Below are 25,380 nucleotides of genomic sequence, written 5' to 3'. Positions count from 1 at the left end.
AAAGGAGCTGTTGGCGCAGCTCCTTTAAGGGTTACAAGCTCAAAAGCAGCTGAAGTGCGCATGCATCGCGCGCTTCAAGCTATCGAAGCAAAGCCGGTGCTTAGCTGCTATAGGCTTCGAGCGGCTTGTCGTTGGGCTCCTGCAGCAGCTGCTTGAGCGTCTCGCTCATGGGCAGGTTCAGCGGCATCTCCTTGGGCGGGATGGGCTGCATAAACCATTTGTCGTAGATCTTGGCGACTTCGCCGGACTTCATCATGCGCACCAGCGCATCGTCCACGGCCTTCTTGAACGTGGGGTCGTCCCGGCGCATCAGCAGCGCGATGGGCTCGGAGCCCAGCGCCTCGCCCACGATCTTGTAGCCCTTGGGGTCCTTGGAGTTGGCGATCACGCCGGCCAGCAGATTGTCGTCGAGCACAAAGGCGTCGGCGCGGCCGGACTCCAGCATCAGAAAGCTCTCGAAGTGGTCCTTGCCCAGCTGGGTCGGCAGCTTCACATTGTTGTCGTGGCTGTATTTGCGCAGCAGCTGCACGGCGGTGGTGCCGGCCGAGGCCGCCACGGTCTTGCCGTCGAGCTGCTTGAACGAGGTCACGGGCGAGTCGGCGCGCACGGCCATGCGCACCTGGCTCACATAGGTGGTGACGGCGAAAGCCACCTGCTTCTGGCGGCTGAGGTTGTTGGTCGTGGGGCCGCAGCCCAGGTCCACCGTGCCGTTCTGCACCAGGGGCATGGTGTTCTGGGCGGTAATGGCCATGTATTCGATCTTGGCGCCGGGCGCAATCTGCGCCAGGACCTTCTCGCACAGCTCCACGTGGTAGCCGGTGAAGCGGTGGTTGGCGCCTATAGCATAGGCCATGGGGGCGGAGCTTTCGCGCACGCCGATGACGACCTTGCCGGTCTTCTGGACCTTGTCCAGCGTGCCGTTCTGAGCGGTTTGTGCCTGGGCGCCGAAAGCGGCCAGAAGGACGGTGCATGCCAGCGTTATGTTCGCGGTCATCAAGCGCATGGGGAAGTCTCCTCGGAAAGTGGGGTGGCAGAAGCTGGCGGAATGCGCCGGCCGTCAAGTGCCTGCATCAACTATCGGGCAAATAGCAGTGGCCTCATAACGATGAAACGGAAGAAGGTCATGCGCTGTGCGTATGACCTGCGGCCCCATGCCCAGGGGGCGCAAAGCCATAGCGGGACGGCAGCTTGTGCTTTTGGGTAACATCTGCGCCTATTGCACAGGCCCGCGCGCATATGTTCCCCTGCGTCCCGGCTTTGCTGCCAGGGCCGGGCCATGCCGCCGGGTCCGGCTCTTTTTCGGTTTGCGCAGCGCCGGCCCGCGAGGGCAGATGATCCTGGCATGCGCGAACCTGTTATGAGACAGATTCCATGACCGCCAATACTCCCCCCTCATTCCTCAGCCGCATCGCCATCGCGATCGGCAGCTTTTTCGCCATCCTCGGCAATGGCCGTCTGGCCGCTGACGTGAGCCGTGTGCGCGCCGGCGAGGCCTTTGCCGCCGATGTCGTCCCCAAGGAAGTGCGCGTCGAGGTTCCCGTCGAGAAGATCGTCGAAGTCCGCGTGGAAGTGCCCGTGGAAAAGATCGTCGAAAAGACCGTGGAGAAACGCGTCGAGGTGCCGGTCGAAAAACTGGTCGAGAAGACCGTCGAGGTGCCCACCGATACCGCGGCCCTGCAGCTGCTGGGCCTGCTGCAGCGCGAGGCGCGCTTTGTGGATTTCATCCAGGAAGAGGTCGCGCCCTACACCGACGCCGAGATCGGTGCCGCGGCCCGCGTGGTGCACGAGGGCTGCCGCAAGGTGCTGCGCGAGCATTTCGCGATTGCGCCCGTGCGCAGCGAAGCCGAGGGCGCGCGCGTCACGCTGCAGGCCGGCTTTGATGCCACCGCCGTGCGCCTGACCGGCAATGTGGTGGGCCAGGCGCCGTTCGCCGGCACCCTGGGCCACCGCGGCTGGCAGGTGACGGAAGTCAAGCTGCCGCAGCTGACCGACATCCAGGCCGCAAAGGTCATCGCGCAAGCCGAGGTGGAGCTGTGAGCATGGACAACAACGCAAAATTCAGCATCGGCATCGACCTGGGCACCACGCACTGCGCGCTGTCCTGGGTGGACAGGATGGCCAGCGATGGCGAAAAGGTGGTGCAGGGCGTGCTGGACATTCCCCAGCTCACCGGCCCGGCCAGCGTCGAGGCCAAGCCTCTGCTGCCGTCGTTTCTGTACCTGCCGCACGAGAGCGAACTCTCTGCCGCCGACATGGCCCTGCCCTGGGGTGCCCAGCAGGACTTTGTGGTTGGTGAATTCGCGCGCACGCGCGGCGCGGCCACGCCCATCCGCCTGGTGTCCAGCGCCAAGAGCTGGCTGTGCCACCCCGGCGTGGACCGCCGCAGCCCCCTGCTGCCGGCCGATGCGCCGCCCGAGGTGCATCGCGTCTCGCCTTTGAGCGCTTCGATCCGCTATCTGTCGCATCTGCGCTGGGCTTGGGAGCAGGCCCATCCCGAAGCGCCGTTCGATGCCCAGGACATCACCGTCACCATTCCCGCCTCCTTCGATCCCGCCGCGCGCGAGCTGACGGCCGAGGCCTGCAAGGCCGCGGGCTTCCAGAACCTGACCCTGCTCGAAGAACCCCAGGCCGCGCTCTATAGCTGGATCCAGGCCAGCGGCGGCGACTGGCGCAAGCAGGTGAAGAATGGCGACGTCATCCTCGTCGTGGACGTGGGCGGCGGCACCACCGATCTGTCGCTGATCGCCGTGCTCGAGCGTGAGGGCAATCTGGAGCTGCAGCGCGTGGCCGTGGGCGAGCACATTCTGCTTGGCGGCGACAATATGGACCTGGCCCTGGCCTATGGCGTGGCGCGCAAGCTGGCCCAGGAAGGCAAGCAGCTCGATGCCTGGCAGACCCGCGCCCTGGCCCACGGCTGCCGTGCGGCCAAGGAGCAGTTGCTGGCCGATGCCGGCCTGCAATCCGTGCCCGTGGTCGTGCCCAGCCGTGGCAGCAAGCTGATCGGCGGCAGCATTCGCACCGAAGTCACGCGCGCCGAAGTGCTGGCCATGCTGGTCGAAGGCTTCTTCCCCAAGGTCGCGGTCAGCGACAAGCCCCAGACCCGTGCACGTGCGGCACTGACTCAGCTGGGCCTGCCCTATGCGCAGGACGCGGCCGTCACCCGCCATCTGGCGGCCTTTCTCTCGCGCCAGGCCGGCGCCACCGAGCAGATAGCAGGCCTGCAGGGCACGCAACCTGCGGGCGCCTCCTTCCTGCACCCCACGGCGATTCTGTTCAACGGCGGCGTGCTCAAGGCCGCACAGATCGAGCAGCGCATTCTCGAGGTCGTTAACGGCTGGCTGGCCGCTGAAGGTGCAGAGGCCGCACGCCTGCTGGATGGCGCCAACCTCGACCTGGCCGTGGCGCGCGGTGCCGCCTATTACGGCCATGTACGCGAGGGCCGCGGTGTGCGCATACGCGGCGGCACGGCGCAGAGCTATTACGTGGGCGTGGAATCGAATATGCCCGCCATTCCCGGTATGGAGCCGCCGATCTCGGCCCTGTGCCTGGCGCCCTTCGGCATGGAAGAGGGCACGGAAGTGGCGCTGGATGCCCAGGAATTCGGCCTGGTCGTGGGCGAGCCCGTGCGCCTGCGCTTCTTCGGCTCATCGGTGCGCCGCAGCGACGCCGTGGGCACCATGCTGGACTTCTGGGGCCCCGAAGAATTGCTGGAGCTGCAGGAAATCGAAGCCCATCTGCCCGCCGAGGGCCGCCAGCCCGGCGAGGTTGTCCCCGTCACCCTGCATGCGCGCGTGACCGATATCGGCACGCTGGAGCTCAATGCTGTGCCTGTGGGCGGCAGCGAGCGCTGGAAGGTGGAGTTTGATGTGCGTGCACAGACGCAGGACATCGCTGCATAAGCTTGGTTGAGCCATGTTGCAAAAGCCCGCTGAACTCGAAACTCGGCGGGCTTTTTTGTTGAATATGGCTTTTGCCCTTGTGTGACATGCGCAGGCAGCTCATGTTTTGCATTGATGCATGACATGAAAGCATGCACGGGGCGATGCCAATGTCTGGCCCCGCCCGCAAAAGCAAAGCCCGAGTCGTCGTGATGCCCAGCAATGCTGGTGCCTGATTGTGATGTTCATGCCTTGCCGGCCCCGTCCCGCCGCCAGGTTCGGGCATCCGGGTCTTGTTACGATTGGCGACACCGTTTTTCGCGTCCTCGTCTCAGTCCATGCATCCATCCTGTCCCATCCTCGCCGTTGGCATTGACCTGGGCACCAGCCACACGGTGGTCGCAAGTGTTCCGCTGGACGGAGCTGCGGACGATATTGCGTTGCTCGACATTCCCCAGCGCAGCACGGCGGGCGAGGTGGTCTCCCAGCCCCTGTTGCCCTCGGTGCGCTATCAGGCCGCGCCCGGTGAGCTGGGCGAAGCCTGGCAGCAGCCCTGGCCGCCGCAAGAGGCGAGTACCGATGCCCCGGCCGTTATAGGCCGCTGGGCGCGTGACCTGGGTGCTGCCGTGCCCCACCGCTTGGTAGCCAGTGCCAAAAGCTGGTTGTCGCATAACGGCGTGGACCGCACGGCGCCCATACTGCCCTGGGGCGCAGGTGACGATGTGGTCAAGATCTCGCCACTGGCGGCCTCGGCCTCCTATCTGGCCCATGTCAGAGCGGCCTGGGACCGGGCTCATCCTGCAGCCCCGCTGCATCAGCAAACCGTGGTGCTGACGGTGCCAGCCTCGTTTGACGAAGGCGCACGCGCGCTGACGCTGGAGGCTGCGCAGCTGGCCGGGCTGTCCGGCGTGCAGTTGCTGGAAGAGCCCAAGGCGGCTTTTCACGACTGGTTGCTGCTGCAGGGCGATGCGCTGGCCAAGCAGCTGGAAGACAGCCGGCTGGTGCTGGTCGTCGATGTGGGCGGCGGTACGACCGATTTGACGCTGATACGCGTTGAGGCAGCGCCCGGTGGCGGCCTGCCCGCGCTGACCCGTACGGCCGTGGGCGATCATCTGATGCTGGGCGGCGACAACATGGACCTGGCGCTGGCCCATCAGCTGGAGGGGGCGTTTGCCGGCGAGGGTCAGAAGCTGCCCACCGCGCGTTTTGCCCAACTGGTGCAGCGCTGCCGTATCGCCAAGGAGCAACTGCTGGCGCAGAACGCGCCCGATCAGCTAAGCATTACCTTGCTGGGCGGCGGCAGCAAGCTGCTGGCCAGGACGCAATCGGCCATCTTGACCCGGGCGCAGGTGCAGCAATCGGTGGTTGAAGGCTTTTTGCCGCAGGTGCAACTCAGCGATACGCCGGGCAAGCGCCAGGGCGCGCTGCGCGGCTTTGGCCTGCCGTATCCGGCCGATGCGGCCATCAGCCGCCATCTGGCGCAGTTTCTGTCGCAGCATGCGGCAGGCGCGCTGCCCGACACCGTGCTGCTCAACGGCGGCGTGTTCCATGCCCATGAACTGGTGCAGCGCCTTACGCAGCAGCTTGGCGACTGGCGCGGCAGTGCTGTGCGTGTGCTGCACAACCCGCACCCCGACTGGGCCGTAGCGCGCGGCGCGGCCGCCTATGGGCTGGCTCAGTACCAACATCAGCAGCAGGCAGCGCAGGCGCAGCAGGAATCACAGTCAAATCCGTCTCAAACGCAGTCTCAGATTGCGCAAGCAGCTATCAAAAGCGAGGTTTCACGTATTGTGCCCCGCATCGGCGGTGGCTCGGCCCGCAGCTACTGGCTGCTTTTGCCCGGCAAGAAAGAGGAGGCGCCTCAGGGCATCTGCCTGCTGCCGCATGGCACCGAAGAGGGCGTGCGCATCGTGCTCTCGGGCCGGCGCTTTGCGCTCAAGCTGGGCCAGGCCGTGCGCTTCAACCTGCTGGCCAGCAGTCAGAGCCAGGCCCAGGGGCAGGCCGGGCAGATCGCCGCATTGAGTGGTGAAGGCTGGGTGGAGTTGCCCCCCCTGTCTGCCGTGCTGCCCGCACCTGAAGGCAGGGCCCAGGCGCAGGTCGAGGTGCAGTTGCAAGCCTGCATGACCGAGGTCGGGACGCTGGAAGTTCGCTGCGTGGCGGTGCAGGACGCCAGCCAGTCCTGGTTGCTGCCTTTTGCCGTACGCGGCGCAGTGGCTGCAGAAGCCATGGCCGGCAGCGCAGATGTACCAGAGGCCGAAAGCCCAAATCAACTGAAAGCCAGCGTTCCCAGGCTGACCGAGGCTGTGACCCAGATCGACCGGATTTTTGGCACGCAGGCGCAGGAAGTGACGGCCAAAGAGGTGCGTCAGCTGCGCCAGTCGCTGGAAAAGCTGCTGGGCCCGCGCGAGGGCTGGGAAGTGGGCCTGCTGCGGGTGCTGTTCGACGCTCTGCTGGTGCGCGCCAAGCGCCGCCGCCGCACGGCCGAGCATGAGCGCGTATGGCTCAATCTCGCGGGCTGGTGCTTGCGTCCCGGTGTGGGTGCAGAGCTCGACGCCTGGCGCATTGCCCAGGTCTGGGCCTTGTATGCGCAGGGTCTGGGCTATCCCAAAGAGGCGTCCAACTGGACCGAATGGTGGGTGTTCTGGCGCCGCGTGGCGGCCGGCCTCAATGAGGCGCAGCAGATGGAGTTGCTAGAAGACGTGGCTGGCCATATGCAAAAGGCCGTGCAGAAAAACAGCAAGAGCAGCCACGGAAGCTACGACGATATGTTGCGCCTGTTTGCCGCCATGGAGGCCGTGCCCTGGCAGTACCGCCAGGAAATGGGCCGGTGGATGCTGCAGCGCCTCAAGCGCGAGGGCGAAACCGTGCAGACCTGGTGGGCCATAGGCCGGCTGGCCGCGCGCCAGTCGCTGGCGGCCAATGCGCATCTGGTCATGCCGCCCGAAGCTGCGCAGGAGTTCTTGAACGCCACGCTAGACCAGGATTGGCGCAAGAACGAAACCGCCATGTTTGCGGCCGTGCAGATGGCCCGCATGACGGGTGATCGTGCGCGCGACTTGCCCGATGAGGCGCGAGCACAGGTGCTGGAGAAGATGCGCAGCAGCGGTGCGCCTGAACGCTGGATAGCCATGGTCGAGCAGGTGGTGCAGATGCAGGCCGAGGACCAGAAGCGCAGCCTGGGCGACAGCCTGCCGCCGGGGTTGGTGCTGCTGTGACCTCTTGCGCTGTTGCCGGATTGCTCGATTCCTTGATTCCTTGATCTACTGTTTATTGCCTTGAAGCCTTTCTCCTTCGTTTCTGAATTTCAGCGCTCCCGCCTGGCGTTGACATTGCTGGCCCTGCTGGTCATCGCCCTGGGCCTGGCCTCGCGCCGCAGTTTTTCACCGTTTCCGGCCATGCTGGGCAACTACCCCGGCGATGCGCTCTGGGCCTGGGTGGTATTGCTGTGCGTGGTCTGGCTGCGACCGGCCATTGCACGGGTGCGGCTGGTGACGTGGTCGTTGGTGATCGCCTTTGCCATCGAATTCCTGCAGCTGTACCAGGCGCCGTGGATGCAGGCGCTGCGCGCCAACAAGCTGGCCTATCTGGTGCTGGGTAATGGCTTTGATCCGCTGGATTTACTGGCCTATGTCCTGGGCATTGGCGTGGGGGCTGTGGTGGACTGGAGCTGGCAGCGGTGGCTTCAGAGGTAGGCAGCATGTTTCCCATGCGTTTTTGACTGCGGAGCTTTGCATGATGTTTGATCTGGCCAGCGTGCCTGCGTTTCCCGCATGGCAGACGGGCGAGCCGCGTGATGACGGGCTGATGATCTATGCGCCCGAGGATCTGGCAGAACGCAACCAAACCTATGAGGTGGCGCAGTACCTACCAGATCATCTGATGATTGGCGATGACAGCGGCGGCCGGGGCATTCTGGTGGACGGTAACGGTGCGCTCTGGATCTGCGGCCTGGGTGCGCTGTTCGTCGATTGCCGTGAGCCGCTGTCACCGCATCTTGCGCAATGGGTAATGCAGGGCTGCGCCTTGCCTGAGTGGGAGGACGAGAGCGATGAATAGCACGGTGTACTTTGAGCCCGAGTTTGTACAGTCCCTGCATGCCATGGCCTGGTTTTCGCGTTGTGGGCAAAGCCTGCCTGCGGATCTTGCTGCAAGCCTGCCGTTTGAGGTCGCACCGGCTGCCACGCTGAAAAAAGCCATGCGCCAATGGGGGTCCGCGCAATGGGAAGACGCCACGCTGGAGGCGCGCAATGAACTGACAGGCTTTCTGGCCGTGCATGCACGCGATGCCTATCAGCAGTGGAACACCATCACACAGCTGGCGAAGGTGGAAGTGGCGCAGCCGCTGGCGGAAGAATTCTGGCGGCCCTATGCGCAGCAGCAGGGGCTGGATGTGGATTTTCTGCATTGCGTGCAGTGGGACATATTGGCGCTGTGCATGGAGCATGCCTACCGTCAGCAGCGCGGCCTGCCGCAGTTCTTTCATGCACTGCTCAAGGTCTATGCGTCAGGCCACATGCCCTGTGGCTGGGAAGGCGGCAAATATCCCAAGGGCAGGCTGCTTGTCTGGTGACGTCGAGGCACATCGGGATACAACAGTCGATGGAAGCCTATTAAGCTGCCCCGGTCTCAGGCAACGATGGAAATGGCCCATGTCCCAAACTAAGAAAGCTTGGCTCCCAGTATTTCTGCTGCTGGGCTGCACGCTGATGGCGCAGGCGCAAAGCCTGGTTTTACCCAGCACTGCAGAGGCCACTGCGGCGATTGTCGAGATGTTCTCGGGCTCGGATCTTCCACGGCCTTCCAAGGTGCAACTCGGAACCTGCATCGCAGCAGTCGAGGCCAGCCATCCGGGGCAGCTTGCATGTACCGTGACCGTGACCTTGGGGGCGGCCACCAATGAGACCCAGATTGATTTCTTCAAGCAGGGCAAGCGGTGGCAGGCCCAGCCCAGCGTATCGCAGGACAAGCTGCCGTTTCCCGATCCCAAGCTCCATTGATCTTAGGCTGTCGCTCCCCGGGGGGAGCCCCATTCAAGCTGACGGCTGAGGGTTAGCCCTGCTTTCCAGGCGTCTCATGCATGTCATGGCAAGTTAGCATGGATGACTAGAATTTTTCTGCCTGAAATTGCTCAGGCATTTCCCTGAATGTTCTCCACACCCGGCCCGGAAAGTCTGCAGGGAGATGACGGCCGACATAGATGAGTCATGCGATGAGCACTGCATACCCGGATACCCAGCTTTTGATCGACGGTCAGTGGCAGGACGCTGCCAGCGGCAAGAAAATTGATGTCCGCAATCCGGCCACGGGCGAGGTGATCGGCCATGTCGCCCACGCCGATATTCCTGACCTGGACCGCGCCCTGGCGGCGGCAGACAAGGGCTTTCAGGTCTGGCGCAAGGTGTCTGCCCATGAGCGCGGCGCCATCATGCGCCGTGCCGCAGCCCTGCTCAAGGAGCGTGCCGACGAGATTGCAGCGTTGCTGACGCAGGAGCAGGGCAAGCCGCTGGCCGAGGCCAAGGTCGAGATCGTTGCCGGCGCCGGCATCATCGAGTGGTTTGCCGACGAGGCGCTGCGCATCTACGGCCGCATCGTGCCCTCGCGCCGGCCCGAGCAGCAGCAGCTGGTGATCAAGGAGCCTGTGGGCCCGGTGGCGGCCTTCACGCCCTGGAATTTCCCCGTCAACCAGATCGTGCGCAAGATCGGCGCGGCCCTGGCTTCGGGCTGCTCCTTCCTGGTCAAGGCGCCCGAGGAAACCCCGGCCTCTCCCGCCGCCCTGCTCAAGTGCTTTGTCGATGCCGGCATTCCTGCCGGTGTGGTGGGTCTGGTCTATGGCAATCCCGCGCAGATTTCCGAATATCTGATTGCCCATCCCGTGATCCGCAAGGTGACCTTCACGGGCTCCACGGCCGTGGGCAAGCAACTGGCCGCGCTGGCCGGCCAGCACATGAAGCGCTCCACCATGGAGCTGGGCGGCCATGCTCCGGTGATCGTGGCCGAGGACGCCGACGTGCAGCTGGCGGTCAAGGCCGCGGGCGCGGCCAAGTTCCGCAACGCCGGCCAGGTCTGCATCTCGCCCACGCGCTTTCTGGTGCACAACAGCGTGCGTGAGGAGTTCACCAGCGCCATGGTCGCCCATGCCGAGGCGCTGAACGTGGGCAACGGCCTGGAGAAAGGCGTGCAGATGGGGCCGCTGGCCAATCCGCGCCGCGTGACCGCGCTGACCCAGCTGATCCAGAACGCCGAGCAAAGCGGTGCCAAGCTGATGACGGGCGGCGCATCCTTTGGCTCTGCCGGCAACTTCTTCGCGCCCACGGTGCTGGCCGATGTGCCCTTGACGGCCGACATCTTCAATCAGGAGCCTTTCGGCCCCGTGGCGGCGATTCGCGGCTTTGACAAACTCGAGGATGCTATTCAAGAGGCCAACCGCCTCTCCTATGGCCTGGCTGCCTATGCGTTCACGCGCTCGCTCAAGTCCGCCCACCAGCTGGCCCAGGATGTGGAAGCCGGCATGTTGTGGGTGAACCAGCCGGCTCTGCCTTCGGCCGAGCTGCCCTTCGGCGGCATCAAGGATTCGGGCTACGGCTCCGAGGGCGGCCCCGAGGCACTGGAGGCCTATCTGGTTTCCAAGGCGGTGGCCATCACTTGCGTGTAACCCCCTGAGCCGCTACGCGGCTTCCCCCGGAGGGGGACGACGCCCTCGCCGCGAGGCGGCTCTTGCTTGGCGTCTCTGGCGGGTTCAGCGTTGATTCTGGCGCTGCATCCCCTTCAGCAAAGCCGCTGTGTGGTCACAGTGGCTTTTTTCATGGGCGGTCTCAATCGGGTCGCAGGCTCAGGCATGTGCATGGGGCGTCTCATGGTGCCCCACGGACAGCAAGGCCTGCACGGCCAGCACGGCCACGAAGTTGAGCAGCAGCGCGAACAGTCCCGTGTAGACCGCGAAACTGTGGCCGCCGAGCACAAACGCATGGACCGGTTTGATGCCGTCGGCAAACGCCAGGGCCGTGCCCGCCAGCATGCCCACGGCCCAGCCCGTGAGCAGGGCCGGAGCGCGCAGCCCCTTGTAGAACAGGCCGCAGACCACAGCGGGGAAGGTCTGGACTATCCAGACGCCGCCCAGCAGTTGCAGGTACAGAGCGAATTGCGTGGGCACGAACAGTATGAACACCAGCGCACCGAGCTTGACGACCAGCGAAGCCAGCTTGGCCACCTTGGCCTGGCCTTCGGGCGTCACTTCGGGGTTCACATAGGCCTTCCAAAAATTGCGCGTGAACAGGTTGGCCGCGCCTATGGACATCACGGCCGCAGGCACCAGGGCGCCGATGGCGATGGCCGCGAACGCGAAGCCGCTGAACCACTCGGGGAACAGCGTGGCGAACAGTGCCGGCACCACATCGTTGGGCGTCTTGATGCTCAGGTGTGCGGCATAGGCCATATAGCCCAGCAGGGCGATCAGGCCCAGCAGCAGCGTATAGGCGGGCAGGAACACCGCATTCTTGCGGATGGTGTTGGCGCTCTTGGCCGCGAAGATGCCGGTCAGCGTGTGCGGGTACATGAAGGCCGCCAGTGCCGAGCCCAGGGCCAGCGTGGCATAGGGCAGCATCTGGGCGGGCTCCAGCAGCAGGCCCGTGCTGCCGCCCTTGGCCGCGAAGGCGCTGTCCGCGGCCTGGAACACGGCCGCGTAGCCGCCGAGCTTGGCCGGCACCAGCACCACGGCGGCGAGCACCACGATGTAGATCATCAAGTCCTTGACGAAGGCGATCAGCGCCGGCGCGCGCAGCCCGGCCGAGTAGGTGTAGAGCGCCAGGATCACGAAGGCCAGGGCCAGCGGCAGCTCTCCCTGCAGGCCCAGGGCCTGGATCACCACCTGCATGCCGACCAGCTGCAGCGCGATATAGGGCATGGTGGCGATCACGCCCGTGAGGGCCACGGCCAGCTCCAGCGTGCGCGAACCGTAGTGGCCGTAGACCACGTCGGCCGCGGTCACATGGCCGGCCTTGCGGGCCGCCTGCCACAGCCGCGGCATGATCGCGAAGACTATGGGGTAGACCACGATGGTGTAGGGCAGGGCGAAGAAGCCGTAGGCGCCGACCGCGTAGACCAGGGCCGGCACCGCGATCACGGTATAGGCCGTGTAGAAGTCGCCGCCCACGAGGAACCAGGTGATCCAGCCGCCGAAGCGCCGGCCGCCCAGGCCCCATTCGTCAAGATGCTGGGCCGGTGCTGCGGCCCCGCGCTGCCAGCGCGTGGCGACGAAGCCCAGCACCGTGACCAGCGCGAAGAAGAACACGAAGACCGCGAGCGCGGTCCAGTGGATGGTGGCGCCGCTCATGATGTCTGCTCCTCGTCGGACGCGCCGAAATAGTGGCGGTAGACCAGCCAGGTCAGCAGGGCGCTGATGAACACCCAGAGCAGCTGATACCAGTAGAAGAACGGGAAGCCGAACAGCGTGGGCTGTGCATGGTTGTACAGCGGCACGTACAGCAGGCCGATGAACGGCAGAAGGAGCAGCACCCACATGGCGGTTGCCTTTCCACGGATGGACGTTCAATTACTGTACGCCTGCGGCAGGGGCTGCGCATCCTCCGCGGAGGCATCAGGGGTATCGCGGCCGCAGGCGGCCGAACCGAGGGCGCCGGAAAGAAAAAAGCCGCTGCGAGAGCGGCTTTTCCGGGCGATCGCCATCAGGCAAGGCTGGCGGTGCTGGCAAAAAAGTCCTGGTGTGCGCCTATGTCCTGGGCGGCCAGCCGCAGTTGCAGAGCCTGCTCGGGCTGGCGCTGCTGTATGCGCCGGGCCACACCTTGCAGCAGTGGCACGGCCTTGGCGGGGGCGTCGGGCAACTGCTGCAGTCTTTGCAGCGCGCTGCGCACGCCGCGCAAGGTGCTTTCGGATAAAGGCAGATCGTCTTCCAATGCGTGCAGAATCAACACGGCCTTGCCCACGCGCAGCGCGGCCAGGCCGCAGTCGGCGGCATCCTGCACGGCGGGGGCGCTGACCTTTTCGGAGGCGCGCACCAGGCGCAGCAGCCGGTGGTAGAGACGGGCGCGCCAGACGCGCACGTCGCGCGCATGCAGCGGTGCGGCAGCCATGTCCTGCAGTTCATGCACCATCATGGCGCGCAGACCGTTGAGCCGGCCTTGCACGGTGATGGGCAGGATGAAGCGATAAGCAGCCCAGCCGGCCAGCGGGCCGGTGACGATGGCGAAGGCCATGGACAGGGAGTGGCCCACATCCAGCTGGTAGGGGAAATGCGGCCACAGCGCGAGCAGGATGACCATGTTGCAGTCATAGCCCGACAGCATGGTGCGGCGGTGGCTGAACAGCAGCGCGCCGATGAAGATGAAGGGCAGCATCATCAGCACCATCTGCAACTGGCTGTTGGCAAACGGCCAGGCAAACCATTGGCAGATCAGCGCCACGACCGCGCCCATGGCCTGCCCCAGAATGACATAGCGCATGGTGAAGGCCGGGTTCTCGAAGGAGGAGAACACGGTGATCATCACCGACAGGCCCAAGAGCATATAGGCGCCGCCATGCCAGCCGGTGATCACCCAGATCAGGCCCACCAGAAAGATGGCGCTGAAGGCGCGCAGCATGGCGCGGCGTGCGCCCACCCAGTCGCTGTGCAGCACCACGGGCAGCTGGCGTGCGCGGTGGTGGGCGGGCAGGGTCAGATCGCTGGCAGCCACAAAATGGGCCTGCAGGGCCAGACCCAGATTGGTCAGGATTTCCTCGGCATGGCCCCAGCCCGCAGCGGCCGCGCGGGCCGTGGCGATGGCTTCAATGGCGGCCAGCGGTGCGGGCTGGGTCTCCAGCAGCTTGGCGGCCTGCTCCAGTGCGGCCGTCATGGCCTGTGCCTGTTCGGCCGAGAACTCGGGAGTGATGGTTTTGCCCGTGCTGTCGCGTAGCCAGAGCAGGGCCGAGATCTGTGTATTGATCAGGCGGCGCAGCGCGCGCACGGCGCGGCGAGAGCGCTGCGAGCCGGCGGCATGCGGGTCGAGGCCTTCTTCAATGACGGCCATCGCGGCCAGCCGTTCGGCCAGATCCCTGGGGCTGAGGTTGCTCTGGCCTCGGGCCGTGGCCTGTGCGGCCTCCGCAATATCGCGCAGCAGGCGGGCGCAGAGTCGGCGCACCTTGCCGTTGCCGGGGATTTCAGCGCCCACCGGCGTGAACAGCCAGCCCACGACAAGGGCCGCGACCACGCCGGTCAGCGCGGTAAACAAGCGATCCCAGCCCAGTGCGTAGACATGGGCGGGGTTGCCGTTGTCCAGCAAAGCCACCATGGAGGCCGAATAGCCGGCCAGCATGGTGCCGTAGGAGGCAAAGCTGCGCTGCAGATTGCCCAGGCCTGCGCACAGGCCCATCCATACGGCCAGGCCCGTGACCAGCCACAGCAGGTCGCCGCGCGCAATCAACACCAGGACCACGCCGGCGGCCGTGCCGACGATGGTGCCCGCGACGCGGAAAAAGCTTTTCTCGAGCAGCTGGCCGCGCAGCGGCTGGGAGGCGGCCCAGACCGTCATGCCCGCCCATTGCGGATGCTCGAGTCCCAGGGCCCAGGCCGCGAACACGGCGATACAGACCGCAAAAGCCGTGCGCAGATGCTGGCGCAGCCGCGCGCTGTCAAAGCCCCAGCGGGCGGCGCGCTCCAGCAGATGGTCGTAGGCGGCCAGGCTCATGCGCGCTCCTCGTCGCGGCCCACATGCAGCTGTTCCATGCGCGCGCGGATCTTGTTGACGCTGCCCAGCATGGCCTCCACCTCGGCGTCGTCGAGGTCCTGCAGCATGGATAGCTCGGCCTGCAGCATGGTGGCGCGGATGCGGTCCACGGCGGCATTGCCGCCCGCGGTCAGAAAGATGCGCTTGCTGCGGCGGTCGGCGGCGTCGGCACGGCGCTCGACCCAGCCGTGGCCTTCCAGAATGTCCAGCAGGCGCACCAGGCTGGAGCCGTCCAGGCCCACGCGCTCGGCCAGCTCCTTCTGCGTCACGCCGTCGCCCCAGGCGCGCAGATGGATCAGCGGCGTCCAGGTGGCGTCGGTCAGGCCGCTGGCGGCCAGCTGCTCTTCAACCAGGCGGCGCCACTGGCGGGTGAGGGTGACCATGAGAAAACCCAGACGGTCGCGGGAGGGGGCATCGGCAAAAGACATGGCTGTATTTTGCTGTGCTTGCAATTAATTTGCAGTTCAAATTAATTTGGTCTGCATGAATATAAAGGGTATTCCCTTGGTTTTGCTTTGAGCCAAAAAAAGGAGAGCGGTTTGCGCTCTCCTGACTTTGGTTTCCTCATGCTTTTGGCTTGATCTATTTGCTGATCAAGCGCAGGCAGCTATCAAAACAGCGTGGGAATCCACAGATTCAGCAGCAGGCCCGCGACCAGCAGCCAGGCGAACAGGATCAGGGCCAGCAGCAGCGGCTTGGTGCCCGCGGCGCGCACCGCGCCTATATGGGTGGTCAGGCCCAGGGCGGCCATGGCGATGGCCAGCAGCGCGTTGTCCAGTTGCACGCCCCAGCTCACGATGGCCTCGGGCAGCAGGCCCAGGGAATTCACGCCGGCCATGGCCACAAAGCCCAGCGCAAACCAGGGAATGGTGATCTTGCCGCCGGCACGGCCCTGGCTCACGCCCTCGGCGCGCTCGCTGCGCGACAGCCACATGGACAGCATCAGCAGAAACGGCGCCAGCATCATCACACGCACCATCTTGGCGATCACCGCGGTATCGGCGGCCTGGCTGCCTATGGCTTCGCCGGCGGCCACGACCTGGGCGACCTCGTGCACGGTGGAGCCCACGAACACTCCGTACTGCTGCAGGCTGGTGTTGAGCCAGCCGTATTCCGCATTCCAGTGGAACAGCGCCGGGTAGAGAAAAGTGCCTACGGTGCCGAACACCACCACGGTGGCCACGGCCACGGCCACGTCTTCGGAGCGGCCCTTGGCCACGGGCTCGGTGGCCAGCACGGCCGCGGCGCCGCAGATGGAGGCGCCCGCGCCCACCAGCATGGTGGTGCGCTTGTCCAGGCCCAGCAGCTTGCGGCCCACCCACTGGGCCAGGAGGAAGGTGCTGGCCAGCACCAGCGCATCGATGAGCACGCCGGCCATGCCGACCTGGCCTATGTCCTGAAAGGTCAGGCGCAGACCGTAGAGCACGATGCCGGTGCGCAGCAGACGCGCCTTGGCAAAGCCCACGCCGCTGGCGCAGCTGCCCGCAAGCGAGGGGTAGACGGTGTTGCCTATGACCAGGCCGATGAGGATGGCCAGCGTCAGCGCGCTCAGGCCGTTGGAGCGGATGAAGGGAAATTGAGCGGCCCAGGTGGCCACGGCGGCAATGGCGGCCGCCAGCAGCAGGCCGGGCAACATGCCGCCGGTTTTCTGCATCCAGCCGGCCGGCTGGGAGGAGTTCTTGAGAGTGGTGGTGTTCATCGTGACCTTTCGTTGAGAGCGTGTTCACGATCTCCTCGCGCCGCGACAGCGGCTTTGCGGGATGGGGTGCAAGGCGCAACACCGCAGCAATAGCCACGCTATTGCGAGGATTTGCAACGCTGCAGACCGCCCGCAAAGCCGCTGTCCCGAAGGGTTGGTGCGAAATCGGGCGATTTCAGCGCGCTGTCTCTGGCTTGCACCCTGGTGCAAGCGGCGAGCCATCGCTTCGAACTCATCCCGATTGCGCTCCAACGCGGCTGCGTAGAGACCGTGAACACGCTCTGAGGGCCGACAAGAGATCGGACCGCGAGCCTGGAGGTCACTTTAGATTTGTTGGTTATATTTGTATAACGAATAGTTTTTGTAAGATCAACCTATAAAACAGGTAGATTCATGATTGATGGCCGAGTTTTTCGGCTAAGCGGAAGTTCTGCGGCCCATGCCGCCAGGCCTGCCCGTCACCGCATCCTCCTCCACCAAGCCGCCAAGCCATGCTGCACCTCACCCTGCGCCAGTTCGAGATTTTTTGCGCCGTAGCCCAGAGCGGAACGACGGTTGCTGCTGCAGAAACCGTAGCGCTGTCGCAGTCCGCGACGAGCGCGGCGCTGCAGCAGCTGGAGCAGGGCCTGGGCGTGCAGCTGTTCGAGCGCGTGGGCAAGCGCCTGGTGCTCAACGACGCGGGCCGCGCCCTGCTGCCGCAGGCCCTGGCCGTGCTGGAGCAGGCGCGCGGCATCGAAGAGGCTTTTTCCGCCCGGGCCGCCAATATGCCGGTGCGCCTGCGCGTGGCGGCCAGTACCACCATAGGTACGTATGCACTGCCCGAGGTGCTGGCGCGGCTGGCCAGATCCCATCCGCTGGTGCGCGTGGACCTGCAGATCGCGAATACGCAGGAGGTGGGCGAGGCCGTGCAGGCCATGGAGGTGGACATGGGGCTGATCGAGGGCAGCAGCCACTGGCAGGGTCTGGAGGTGGAGCCCTGGCTGCGCGACGAGCTGGTGATCGTCGCCGCGCCCCGGGACCCGCTGGCGCAGCAGGCGCGGCTCAAGCCGCTGGGCGTGGCCTCGCTGCGCAAGGCTGCCTGGTTGCTGCGCGAGCCGGGCTCGGGCACACGCGAGATGGTCGAGCATGCGCTGCTGCCCCATCTGCACCAGCTGCCGGCCGCGGCCACCCTGGGCAGCTCCGAGGCGATTGCGCGCTGCGTGGCCCAGGGCCTGGGCATCAGCTGCCTGTCGCGCGTGCTGGTCCAGGCCCAACTGCAGACCCAGGAGCTGGAAATCCTGCCGACCACGCTGCCGCGCATGTGGCGGCATTTCTCTCTGGTGCAGCGCGCGGGCAAGCGGCGCTCGCCCGCGCTGGCCGCCTTCGTGCAGGCTTGTAGAGATAGCAACCCCTGAGCCGCTGCGCGGCTTCCCCTTTGCACGTCGCCCTCTCTCGCTTCGCGGGAGGGGGACGACGCCCTCGCTGCGAGGCGGCTCTTGCCTGGCGTCCCTGGGCTGGAGTGCGCTGGGTTTGGGTGCCTTACTGTTTCAGCGGAATCGCCGTGCCCTGGGGCACGGCCACGGCCGTCACGCTGTTCTGCGGCGAGCCTTCGATCACGCGGTCCGAATAGGTCATATAGACCAGGGCGTTGCGCTTGGCGTCCACCATGCGCACCACCCGCAGGCGCTTGAACAGCAGCGAGGTGCGCTCGGTGAACACCTCCTCCTGCTGCTTGAGCGCTGCCGGGAACTGGATGGCGCCCGTGGCCAGGCAGGCGATGGAGGCCTCGGAGCGGTCCTCGGCCAGGCCCAGCCCGCCCTTGATGCCGCCGGTCTTGGCCCGCGAGACATAGCAGGTCACGCCCGGCACCTTGGGGTCGTCATAGGCATCGACCACGATCTTGTGGTCCGGGCCGATGAACTTGAAGACCGTGTCCACGGCGCCGATCTGCTCGGCGTGGCTCAGGCTCATGAACGAGACGGCTGCGGCCGCGGCAGCGCAGGCGGCCAGGAGGAAGGTAAGAGGTTTCATGCCCGAAAGCATAAGCCCGTTGGCGGCCGGCGCGCTGTGCTCTGATTGCCAAGGGTTAACCCTTGGTGAGCTTCGGGGGCATTGGGGCCGCGTGCAGCGGAGTTCGGGACCGCTGGCGACAATCGGGCATCTGGCGAGCCGCCTGCATTCCTGCAATGCGGCCTTGCCGCAAAGCCGGCCTGCCTGCGGGCAGCCACCCGGCATGGGCTTCGCCCTCCCTATCCCATATCCCTGTATTCGCGGCCGCCTTGCCGGGCAGCCGCCATCACGCGTTTTTCCGATGTCCGAGAACTCCGCTGCAGCCGCGCCGCAAGGCCTGGGTGCTTCTTCCCTGTTGCTGATGGCACTGGCCTGCGGCCTGTGCGCGGGTGGCAATTACTTCAACCAGCCGCTGCTGCATTCGATTGCCGAGCATTTCGGCGTGGACGAAGCCGCTGCCGCCTCCAGCGTGACGCTGGCGCAGACCGCCTATGCGGCCGGCCTGCTGCTGCTGGCGCCGCTGGGCGACAAGCTGCAGCGCCGTGGCCTGGCCGTGGCCCTGATGCTGCTGGCCGCCGCGGGCCAGGCCCTGTGCGGTCAGGCCCAGAGCTTGCCTGTGTTTCTGCTCGGAACCCTGGTGGCGGGCCTGTTCTCGGTGGCGGCCCAGGTGCTGGTGCCCATGGCGGCGGCCCTGGCCCTGCCGGGCCAGAGCGGCAGGGCCGTGGGCTGGGTCATGAGCGGGCTGCTGCTGGGCATTTTGCTGGCGCGCAGCGTGGCCGGCATGGTCTCCGAGGCCTGGGGCTGGCAGGCCGTCTACCAGGGGGCGGCGGCCATCATGGTGGTGGTCGCGCTATGGCTGTGGCAGGCCCTGCCCGCATCGCGCAATCTCAGCCCTGTCAGTTATCCACAGGTGCTGAGCAGCATGTGGCAGCTGCTGTGCAGCCAGGTCGGACTGCGCCAGCGCACCCTGGTCAGCGCCCTGGCATTCGCCTCGGTCAGCGTGCTGTTCTCGACCATGGCGCTGCAGCTGTCGGGCGGGCCGCTGGGCCTGGATGACGGGCAGATCGGTCTGATCGGCCTGGCGGGGGCGGCCGGCGCGCTGGTCGCGACCCAGGCCGGACGCCTGGTGGACAAGGGCCTGGGCCGCGTGAGCTGTGCGATCGGCGCCCTGGCCCTGCTGCTGTCCTGGCCCATGCTCTGGTGGGGCGGCGCGCACCTGGGCTGGTTTGTCCTGGGCATGGTGGTGATAGATCTGGGCCTGCAATGCCTGAACATCACCAACCAGGCCAGCGTGGCCCAGCTGCTGCCCGCGGCGCGCGGGCGCATGAATGCCGTTTATATGACCGGCTATTTTCTGGGCGCGGCCGCGGGCTCTGCCCTGGGCACCCTGGCCTGGAGCCGCGGCGGCTGGCAGGGCGCTTGCGCCCTGGGCCTGGCGCTGGCCCTGCTGGCGGCCATGGGGACTTTCCGCATGCGCAACAGCCATGGGCTGCTGGCCATGGCCGCGCGCTGAGCGCACTCACATATCCCAGCGCAGCGAGGCGCTGTAGGTGCGCTGCGGATAGGGGTGGAAGTTCCAGTATTGGTAGTTGTTGGCGTTGTCTATGCCAAAGGCCGCGGACAGCTGCTTGTCGATCTGGTAGCGGGCGCGCAGATCCACGGTGAAGTATTTGCTGGCCCCCATATAGGTGCCGGCATTGACATCGCTGTTGTCCAGGTTCGAGTACTGGCGGCCGCTGTAGCGCGCCGCGACCGTGAAGGCCCAGCGGTCGCTGGGCTGGTAGGTCGCATAGGCCGTGGCACGCCAGCGCGGCACGCGCGGCTGCCACTTGCCCACGCTGGCCGGGTTGGCGGCGTTGGCCACGATCCTCGAGTCGGCATAGGTCAGGCTTGCGCCCAGATCCAGCCCGCGGATCCCCACGGATTGCGCCGCATAGGCGAGCTCCAGGCCCGTGGTGCGCACCTTGTCCACGTTCTGCACGGCCGAGGTGGTGGTGCCGGGAATCAGCTGGCTGTAGAGCGCGTCCTTGGTGGTTTCATGAAACAGCGTGGCGCGCAGCAGGCCGTTGCCCAGGTCCTTCTCGGCCGAGAGCTCGCTGGTCCAGGACTGCTCGGGCTTGAGATAAGGGTTGTTGATGAAGGACAGCGCGCCGCCCGTGGTCGCGCCGTAGAGCTCGCCCACGGTCGGAAAGCGCACGGCCCGGCCTATGGAGGCCTTGAGCGTGGTGTCGCGGCTTAGCTGATAGGCCAGCGCGGCCTTGGGCGAGAAATGCGCTTCGCTGCGCCGGTCATAGGCCAGCTGGCTGCCGGCGGTTGCCGTGCGGCCCTGGCTCGCGCTCCAGTCTTCCCAGCGCAGGCCCAGCACGGCCTTCCATTGCGGCGCCAGGCGCCAGCTGTCCTGCGCCCAGAGGTAGCTGGTTTCGCTGCGTCCGCCGACCTGGCTCACCAGGGACTGCAGATTGGCGGGGCCGGACAGCCAGTCTCCCTGCACGTTGTACTTGCTGATATTGAGCTTGTAGGCATCGCGGCCCAGGCCGAAGTCCACGATATGCGCGCCCTGCAGGCCTTGGGGGCGCCAGGTGCCCTTGGCGGCCAGGGTGTTCCAGCCCGTGCCGCCCTGGTCCTGCAACGTGCCGCTGCCGCCCAGCGCGGCGGCCGGCATGGCCACCGTGGGCACGCGCTGCTGGTCCCGGCCGTAGTCGTAGAGGCTGGCGCTGAGTTCCCAGTCGAAACGGCCTTGGGTATGGCTCTTGACCGAGACGCCGTGCATGGTGTGGGTCTGGTCGTCGTTGGACAGGCCAAAGGCCGTGGGCGACAGCGTGTAGCTCTTGCCGTCGATATTGATGGGGCCGCTGTAGACGGGCTGGCCGTCGGGGCCGCGCAGATAGCTTTGCGGCCGGCCCTTGGAGCTGTTCTGCCACCAGCCCAGGGTGTAGCTGGCGCGTAGGGTCGGCGTGATGTCGTAGGCCAGCTTGATCTTGGCGTGATCCTGCTGGGTACGGTACTGCGTGCCCGCGCCCAGGATGTACCAGGGCAGGTTGGTGGTGTTGAGCCCCGGGATGGCGCCGCTGACGGGGATGCCCGCGCTGCCGGGCTTGCCGGATGCCTGGGTCGCGGTGGCGAAGGTCAGCGGCTGGCCCTGGCTGTCGGTGTGGTTGACATTGATCCAGAACGACCAGTCGCCGCTTCTGCTGCCTATGGAGGCGCTGCTGTTCCAGCTGTTGAAGGTTTGGCTGCTGCCATAGAGATGGTTGGGCTGGGAAGAGTAGCCGGCCGCCACATGGGCTTCGAGCTTGTCCGGCATGCGGGTCACATAGTCCACCACGGCGCCTGCGGAGTTGCCTGGGTAGGCCGCGGAAAACGGGCCGTACATCACGTCCACGCGCTCGATTTCCTCGGGCGTGACCAGGCCCCAGCGCGGTGCGTAGTTGCTGCCGTTGGCAATGCCGTTGCCCAGATAGTTGGACAGCAGAATGCCGTCCGCATAGACCGCGGAGCGCGCGCTATTGCCCGTGCCCGAAGCCCGGGTGGAGAGGATGGCGTGGTTGTAGTCGCCGATATAGCGCTTGCGCACCAGCAGGCTGGGCATGTACTTGAGCGCGTCCTCGCTGTCCGTGGCGTTGATGCGGGTCTCGATCTCCTCGCGCGTGATGCCTTCTATGGTGGTCGGGATCTGCGTGGGCAGCGAGCTGGGCTGGCCGCCGTTGACGGTGACCACGCCCAGCGTCTTGCTGCGCTCGGGAGTGTCCGTGGCGTCGTTCTGGGCCCAGGCCGTCTGGGCCAGCCACGGCAGGGCGATGCCACTCGCCATGAGTGGCAGAAAATGCTTTTTCATCAATGCTTACCTCGGGGCCGGGGCGGCCCCCTCGTGAATCCGATAGCGGCCACGGCCGTGCGCACTGGCCGCGTGAGCGGGCAGTGCCTGGCATGGCTATGGCCAGAGAGATTTCAGAGGTAAGACACAGGAGGCCCGCGCGCGGGCAGGGGTGCGGCCGTGATGGCGGCGATGCGCGCGGCCTGCACGGGCTGCAGCGCATGCCATAGCGGCGATTGCGTGGGGACCGGCAGCTGCAGCAGCGGCGGTGGCGGCGCCACATGCGGCAGGCACATGGGGCAGTCCAGATGGCCCGCGCCCAGGGTGCCGCCATCCTCGCCCTTGGCGATCATCTTCACGGCACCGGTGCTGGTGCAGATCAGCTCAAAGCCCTGGGTCTGCAGCAGAGGCGAAGCCACGGCCACGCCTATGGACAGCGCAAACCATGCCAGCACCCACCGGCCCAGCAGGCAGGTGGCGATACGGCGAAGTGAATGCAAAGACATGGGCGGACGGCGGAGATGCGCGCATCATACGGCAGCTGCCGTGCCTTGCAATCCCGTGAATACGCGGCAAGCACTTATTCTGCCTGGGAATAATGCTCTATTTTTCATAAGAAAAGCCCGGCGCTTGGCCGGGCTTTGTGGCGGGCGCTCAGTGTTTACTGATGGGCCACATGCTGGCGCAGATGCTCCAGCGCCTCTTCCACCTGATCCACCAGCACCAGGCACAGGTCGCCGGGTTGCAGGCGGGCCAGAGCGTGGTCGATGGCGATGAACTCGCCATGGATTTCGGTGCTGTAGCTGGTGCGCGGCGCGCCTTCCAGGCCCTTCTTCAGCAGGGTCAGGACTTCGCCGTCCTCGCGGCCGCGCTGGCAGGCGTCCTGGTACAGGATCACGTCGTCGAACACCTTGCCCAGGATCTGGGTCTGCTCGACGATGTCCTGGTCGCGGCGGTCGCCGGCGCCGGAGATCACCACGCTGCGCTTCTTGGCGGGCATGGCTTCCACGGCCTGGGACAGCGCGCGTATGGCGTCGGGGTTGTGGCCGTAGTCGGCGATGATGGTCGCGCCCCTGTACTCCATCACGTTGAAGCGTGCGGGTGCGTTGTCGCTGTCGTTGAGGAAGCCGGCCAGGCCGCGGCGTATGGTCTGCCAGGGCAGGCCTGCAGCCCAGGCGGCACCGATGGAGGCCATCACGTTTTCCACCTGGAAGGTGATGCTGCCGTTGCGCGTGAGCGGAATCTCGCGCATCGGAATGGACTCGCGCCACGAGCCCTCGGCGGCCACGATGGAGTCGCCGTCCACATAGACCACGCGGCTGCCCTGGGCGCGGTGCGTGGCCATCACCGGGTGGTGGCGGTCGGCGGCAAAGAAGATGACCTTGCCGGGGCAGACATGGGCCATGGCGGCGACCAGCGGGTCGGCGGCGTTGAGCACGGCATAGCCGTCGGGGGCCACGTTCTGCACGATGACGCGCTTGAGCACGCCCACATCTTCCTTGGTAGTGATGAAGTTCAGGCCCAGGTGGTCGCCTTCGCCCACATTGGTGACCACGGCCACCTGGCAGCGGTCGAAGCCCAGGCCTTCGCGCAGAATGCCGCCGCGTGCGCATTCGAGCACGGCCGCATCGGTCTCGGGGTGGGCCAGGGCGTTGCGTGCGCTGCGCGGGCCCGAACAGTCGCCGCTGTCGATCTGGCGGCCGTTGACGTAGACGCCATCGGTATTCGTCATGGCCGTGCGCCAGCCGTGCGAGGTGAACAGATGGGCGATCACGCGCGTGGTCGTGGTCTTGCCGTTGGTGCCAGTGACGGCGACCAGCGGAATGCGGCCGTCGTTGCCGGGCGCGAACAGCTCGTCCACCATGGGCACGCCCACATTGCGGGGCTTGCCGAAGGAGGGTGCCAGGTGCATGCGCAGGCCGGGCGCGGCATTCACTTCCACGATGCCGCCGCTTTGCTCTTCCAGGGGCTTGAGCATGGTCTCGCAGACCACGTCCACGCCGCAGATGTGCAGGCCGATGGTCTGGGCGGCCTCGATGGCGCGCGCGGCGATTTCGGGGTGCACGTCATCGGTCACATCGGTGGCGCTGCCGCCCGTGGACAGATTGGCATTGTTGCGCAGCACCACGCGCTGGCCCTGGGCGGGCACGCTGTCGGGGCTCAGGCCTTCGCTGGCAATGCGCGCGATGGCGATGTCGTCCAGGCGGACCTTGGTCAGCGCCGTGCCGTGGCCGGAGCCGCGGCGCGGGTCCTGGTTGACGATGTCGACCAGCTCGCGAATCGTGTGCTGACCGTCGCCCAGCACCTGGGGCGGCTCGCGGCGGGCCGCGGCCACCAGCTGGCCGCCGACCACCAGCAGGCGGAAGTCATGGCCCGGCAGAAAGCGCTCGACCATGATTTCGTCGCCGAATTCGCTGGCCGTCTTGTAGGCGGCCTCCAGGCCTTCGCGGGTGGTGATGTTGACCACCACGCCCTTGCCCTGGTTGCCGTCCTGGGGCTTGACCACCACGGGCAGGCCCACTTCCTGGGCGACGGCCCAGGCGTCTTCGACATCGGCCACGGGGCGGCCCAGCGGCACGGGCACGCCGGCCGCGTGCAGCAGGCGCTTGGTCAGGTCCTTGTCCTGGGCGATGGATTCGGCCACGGCGCTGGTCGAGTCCAGCTCGGCCGCCTGGAAGCGGCGGGCCTTGGAGCCCCAGCCCAGCTGCACCAGCGAGCCTGTGGTCAGGCGGCGGAACGGAATGCCGCGGGCCACGGCCGCATCGACGATGGCGCCGGTCGAGGGGCCGATGCGGTCGTCCTCGTCGAGCTCGCGCAGCTCGGCGATGACGGCGTCGGCGTCAAACGGGGTGTCGTTCAGCGCGGCCTGGATCAGGGCCTCGGCCTTTTCCATGGCCCGCTTGCCCACGGCTTCCTCGGAGTATTCGACGACCACCTGGAAGGTGCCGCGCTCCACGGTCTCGTGGGTGCGGCTGAAGGTCACGGGGCAGCCGGCCTGGGCCTGCAGCGACAGGGCCGCGACTTCCAGCACATGGGCCAGCGACAGTCGCTGGTCCGCGCCATGGGGCTGCAGCGTGGCGATGGTCGGGAAGCGCGCGCGCAGCTTTTCTTCGAAGCCGGGGATGGCCGTGTACAGCTGTTCGCTGTCTTCGCAGTGCACGATGGCCTCGATGGCGGTGCTGCGAGTCCAGAGGTTGGGGCCACGCAAGGCTCGGATGCGGTTGATCTGCATAGTTTTCTTTCGGCTCGCAGGCCGGCGCAGGGCCGGCCGTGCATGCATTTCGT

At 66.3% G+C, this 25,380-nt stretch carries 20 protein-coding genes; 10 read left to right on the top strand and 10 right to left on the bottom strand.

Annotated elements, in window-relative coordinates; genetic code table 11:
- Positions 1-100: 100 nt before the first annotated feature.
- Positions 101-1,003 carry a transporter substrate-binding domain-containing protein gene (locus AB6724_RS14915; RefSeq protein WP_369339313.1) on the bottom strand — a complete coding sequence of 301 codons (903 nt, stop codon included), beginning with the start codon at positions 1,001-1,003 and terminating at the stop codon, positions 101-103.
- A 368-nt stretch (positions 1,004-1,371) separates the two neighbouring features.
- Here AB6724_RS14915 and AB6724_RS14910 point away from each other — a divergent pair, with 368 nt between their 5' ends.
- The 8 genes from AB6724_RS14910 (at position 1,372) to AB6724_RS14875 (ending at position 10,530) form a co-directional block, all read left to right on the top strand.
- Positions 1,372-2,037: a DUF2760 domain-containing protein gene (locus AB6724_RS14910; protein ID WP_369339312.1), complete on the top strand. Its 666-nt coding sequence runs from the start codon at positions 1,372-1,374 to the stop codon at positions 2,035-2,037.
- Between the two features lie 2 nt (positions 2,038-2,039).
- On the top strand, positions 2,040-3,899 hold the full coding sequence (locus AB6724_RS14905; protein WP_369339311.1) for an Hsp70 family protein: 1,860 nt from the start codon (positions 2,040-2,042) through the stop codon (positions 3,897-3,899).
- 317 nt (positions 3,900-4,216) lie between these two features.
- Positions 4,217-7,093, top strand: a complete 2,877-nt coding sequence (locus AB6724_RS14900; protein ID WP_369339310.1) for an Hsp70 family protein — start codon at positions 4,217-4,219, stop codon at positions 7,091-7,093.
- 60 nt (positions 7,094-7,153) lie between these two features.
- Entirely contained in the window at positions 7,154-7,570 is a 417-nt protein-coding gene (locus tag AB6724_RS14895; RefSeq protein ID WP_369339309.1) for a ribosomal maturation YjgA family protein, read from the top strand.
- Positions 7,571-7,610: 40 nt separating this feature from the next.
- Positions 7,611-7,934 carry a hypothetical protein gene (locus tag AB6724_RS14890; protein ID WP_369339308.1) on the top strand — a complete coding sequence of 108 codons (324 nt, stop codon included), beginning with the start codon at positions 7,611-7,613 and terminating at the stop codon, positions 7,932-7,934.
- Positions 7,927-8,448 (top strand): hypothetical protein, encoded by a 522-nt coding sequence (locus AB6724_RS14885; RefSeq protein WP_283487263.1) that lies wholly within the window; start codon positions 7,927-7,929, stop codon positions 8,446-8,448. The genes AB6724_RS14890 and AB6724_RS14885 overlap by 8 nt, the downstream gene beginning before the upstream one ends.
- A 79-nt stretch (positions 8,449-8,527) precedes the next feature.
- The gene (locus tag AB6724_RS14880) at positions 8,528-8,875 is read left to right on the top strand and encodes a hypothetical protein (RefSeq protein WP_369339307.1); all 348 of its coding nucleotides are present in this window, start codon (positions 8,528-8,530) and stop codon (positions 8,873-8,875) included.
- Between the two features lie 212 nt (positions 8,876-9,087).
- Positions 9,088-10,530 carry an NAD-dependent succinate-semialdehyde dehydrogenase gene (locus tag AB6724_RS14875; protein WP_369339306.1) on the top strand — a complete coding sequence of 481 codons (1,443 nt, stop codon included), beginning with the start codon at positions 9,088-9,090 and terminating at the stop codon, positions 10,528-10,530.
- A gap of 177 nt (positions 10,531-10,707) precedes the next feature.
- Here the strand turns inward: AB6724_RS14875 and mctP are convergent, their stop codons facing one another.
- The 5 genes from mctP to AB6724_RS14850 form a co-directional block, all read right to left on the bottom strand.
- Positions 10,708-12,207, bottom strand: a complete 1,500-nt coding sequence (gene mctP, locus AB6724_RS14870; RefSeq protein WP_369339305.1) for a monocarboxylate uptake permease MctP — start codon at positions 12,205-12,207, stop codon at positions 10,708-10,710.
- Positions 12,204-12,395 carry a DUF3311 domain-containing protein gene (locus AB6724_RS14865; protein WP_369339304.1) on the bottom strand — a complete coding sequence of 64 codons (192 nt, stop codon included), beginning with the start codon at positions 12,393-12,395 and terminating at the stop codon, positions 12,204-12,206. The genes mctP and AB6724_RS14865 overlap by 4 nt, the downstream gene beginning before the upstream one ends.
- Positions 12,396-12,559: 164 nt before the next feature.
- Complete coding sequence (locus AB6724_RS14860; protein WP_369339303.1) at positions 12,560-14,554, bottom strand: FUSC family protein; 1,995 nt, start codon at positions 14,552-14,554, stop codon at positions 12,560-12,562.
- Positions 14,551-15,021 carry a MarR family winged helix-turn-helix transcriptional regulator gene (locus AB6724_RS14855; protein WP_369339302.1) on the bottom strand — a complete coding sequence of 157 codons (471 nt, stop codon included), beginning with the start codon at positions 15,019-15,021 and terminating at the stop codon, positions 14,551-14,553. Before AB6724_RS14855 ends, AB6724_RS14860 begins: the two co-directional genes overlap by 4 nt.
- A 182-nt stretch (positions 15,022-15,203) precedes the next feature.
- Complete coding sequence (locus AB6724_RS14850; RefSeq protein ID WP_369339301.1) at positions 15,204-16,292, bottom strand: YeiH family protein; 1,089 nt, start codon at positions 16,290-16,292, stop codon at positions 15,204-15,206.
- A 491-nt stretch (positions 16,293-16,783) separates the two neighbouring features.
- Here AB6724_RS14850 and AB6724_RS14845 point away from each other — a divergent pair, with 491 nt between their 5' ends.
- Positions 16,784-17,686 (top strand): LysR family transcriptional regulator, encoded by a 903-nt coding sequence (locus tag AB6724_RS14845; protein ID WP_369339300.1) that lies wholly within the window; start codon positions 16,784-16,786, stop codon positions 17,684-17,686.
- 124 nt (positions 17,687-17,810) lie between these two features.
- Here AB6724_RS14845 and AB6724_RS14840 read toward each other — a convergent pair whose 3' ends face one another.
- Positions 17,811-18,314 (bottom strand): CreA family protein, encoded by a 504-nt coding sequence (locus tag AB6724_RS14840; RefSeq protein ID WP_369339299.1) that lies wholly within the window; start codon positions 18,312-18,314, stop codon positions 17,811-17,813.
- A 268-nt stretch (positions 18,315-18,582) separates the two neighbouring features.
- On the opposite strand from AB6724_RS14840, the gene AB6724_RS14835 reads away from it, so the two are divergent.
- Positions 18,583-19,794, top strand: coding sequence for an MFS transporter (locus tag AB6724_RS14835; RefSeq protein ID WP_369339298.1), 1,212 nt, complete (start codon positions 18,583-18,585; stop codon positions 19,792-19,794).
- 6 nt (positions 19,795-19,800) lie between these two features.
- Here AB6724_RS14835 and AB6724_RS14830 read toward each other — a convergent pair whose 3' ends face one another.
- From AB6724_RS14830 to cphA, 3 genes are all read right to left on the bottom strand, one after another.
- Entirely contained in the window at positions 19,801-22,116 is a 2,316-nt protein-coding gene (locus tag AB6724_RS14830) for a TonB-dependent receptor (RefSeq protein WP_369339297.1), read from the bottom strand.
- 113 nt (positions 22,117-22,229) lie between these two features.
- The gene (locus AB6724_RS14825; RefSeq protein ID WP_369339296.1) at positions 22,230-22,601 is read right to left on the bottom strand and encodes a DUF2946 family protein; all 372 of its coding nucleotides are present in this window, start codon (positions 22,599-22,601) and stop codon (positions 22,230-22,232) included.
- 155 nt (positions 22,602-22,756) lie between these two features.
- Positions 22,757-25,327, bottom strand: a complete 2,571-nt coding sequence (gene cphA / locus AB6724_RS14820; protein WP_369339295.1) for a cyanophycin synthetase — start codon at positions 25,325-25,327, stop codon at positions 22,757-22,759.
- Positions 25,328-25,380 lie beyond the last annotated feature (53 nt).

This window comes from Comamonas guangdongensis (genome assembly GCF_041079535.1).
GTDB lineage: Bacteria > Pseudomonadota > Gammaproteobacteria > Burkholderiales > Burkholderiaceae_C > Comamonas > Comamonas guangdongensis.
The sequence above is the reverse complement of the archived record's forward strand: the minus strand, read 5'-3'. Positions and strand labels throughout refer to the sequence as shown.

Excerpts from the sequence above, each read along its gene's own strand:
- AB6724_RS14865 (WP_369339304.1), bottom strand. The coding sequence starts at position 12,395 with ATGTGGGTGCTGCTCCTTCTGCCGTTCATCGGCCTGCTGTACGTGCCG.
- AB6724_RS14885 (WP_283487263.1), top strand. The coding sequence starts at position 7,927 with ATGAATAGCACGGTGTACTTTGAGCCCGAGTTTGTACAGTCCCTGCAT.
- AB6724_RS14850 (WP_369339301.1), bottom strand. The coding sequence starts at position 16,292 with ATGAACACCACCACTCTCAAGAACTCCTCCCAGCCGGCCGGCTGGATG.
- AB6724_RS14880 (WP_369339307.1), top strand. The coding sequence starts at position 8,528 with ATGTCCCAAACTAAGAAAGCTTGGCTCCCAGTATTTCTGCTGCTGGGC.
- mctP (WP_369339305.1), bottom strand. The coding sequence starts at position 12,207 with ATGAGCGGCGCCACCATCCACTGGACCGCGCTCGCGGTCTTCGTGTTC.
- AB6724_RS14845 (WP_369339300.1), top strand. The coding sequence starts at position 16,784 with ATGCTGCACCTCACCCTGCGCCAGTTCGAGATTTTTTGCGCCGTAGCC.
- AB6724_RS14890 (WP_369339308.1), top strand. The coding sequence starts at position 7,611 with ATGATGTTTGATCTGGCCAGCGTGCCTGCGTTTCCCGCATGGCAGACG.
- AB6724_RS14915 (WP_369339313.1), bottom strand. The coding sequence starts at position 1,003 with ATGCGCTTGATGACCGCGAACATAACGCTGGCATGCACCGTCCTTCTG.
- AB6724_RS14910 (WP_369339312.1), top strand. The coding sequence starts at position 1,372 with ATGACCGCCAATACTCCCCCCTCATTCCTCAGCCGCATCGCCATCGCG.
- AB6724_RS14900 (WP_369339310.1), top strand. The coding sequence starts at position 4,217 with ATGCATCCATCCTGTCCCATCCTCGCCGTTGGCATTGACCTGGGCACC.
- cphA (WP_369339295.1), bottom strand. The coding sequence starts at position 25,327 with ATGCAGATCAACCGCATCCGAGCCTTGCGTGGCCCCAACCTCTGGACT.
- AB6724_RS14855 (WP_369339302.1), bottom strand. The coding sequence starts at position 15,021 with ATGTCTTTTGCCGATGCCCCCTCCCGCGACCGTCTGGGTTTTCTCATG.
- AB6724_RS14905 (WP_369339311.1), top strand. The coding sequence starts at position 2,040 with ATGGACAACAACGCAAAATTCAGCATCGGCATCGACCTGGGCACCACG.
- AB6724_RS14860 (WP_369339303.1), bottom strand. The coding sequence starts at position 14,554 with ATGAGCCTGGCCGCCTACGACCATCTGCTGGAGCGCGCCGCCCGCTGG.
- AB6724_RS14875 (WP_369339306.1), top strand. The coding sequence starts at position 9,088 with ATGAGCACTGCATACCCGGATACCCAGCTTTTGATCGACGGTCAGTGG.
- AB6724_RS14835 (WP_369339298.1), top strand. The coding sequence starts at position 18,583 with ATGTCCGAGAACTCCGCTGCAGCCGCGCCGCAAGGCCTGGGTGCTTCT.
- AB6724_RS14830 (WP_369339297.1), bottom strand. The coding sequence starts at position 22,116 with ATGAAAAAGCATTTTCTGCCACTCATGGCGAGTGGCATCGCCCTGCCG.
- AB6724_RS14840 (WP_369339299.1), bottom strand. The coding sequence starts at position 18,314 with ATGCTTTCGGGCATGAAACCTCTTACCTTCCTCCTGGCCGCCTGCGCT.
- AB6724_RS14825 (WP_369339296.1), bottom strand. The coding sequence starts at position 22,601 with ATGTCTTTGCATTCACTTCGCCGTATCGCCACCTGCCTGCTGGGCCGG.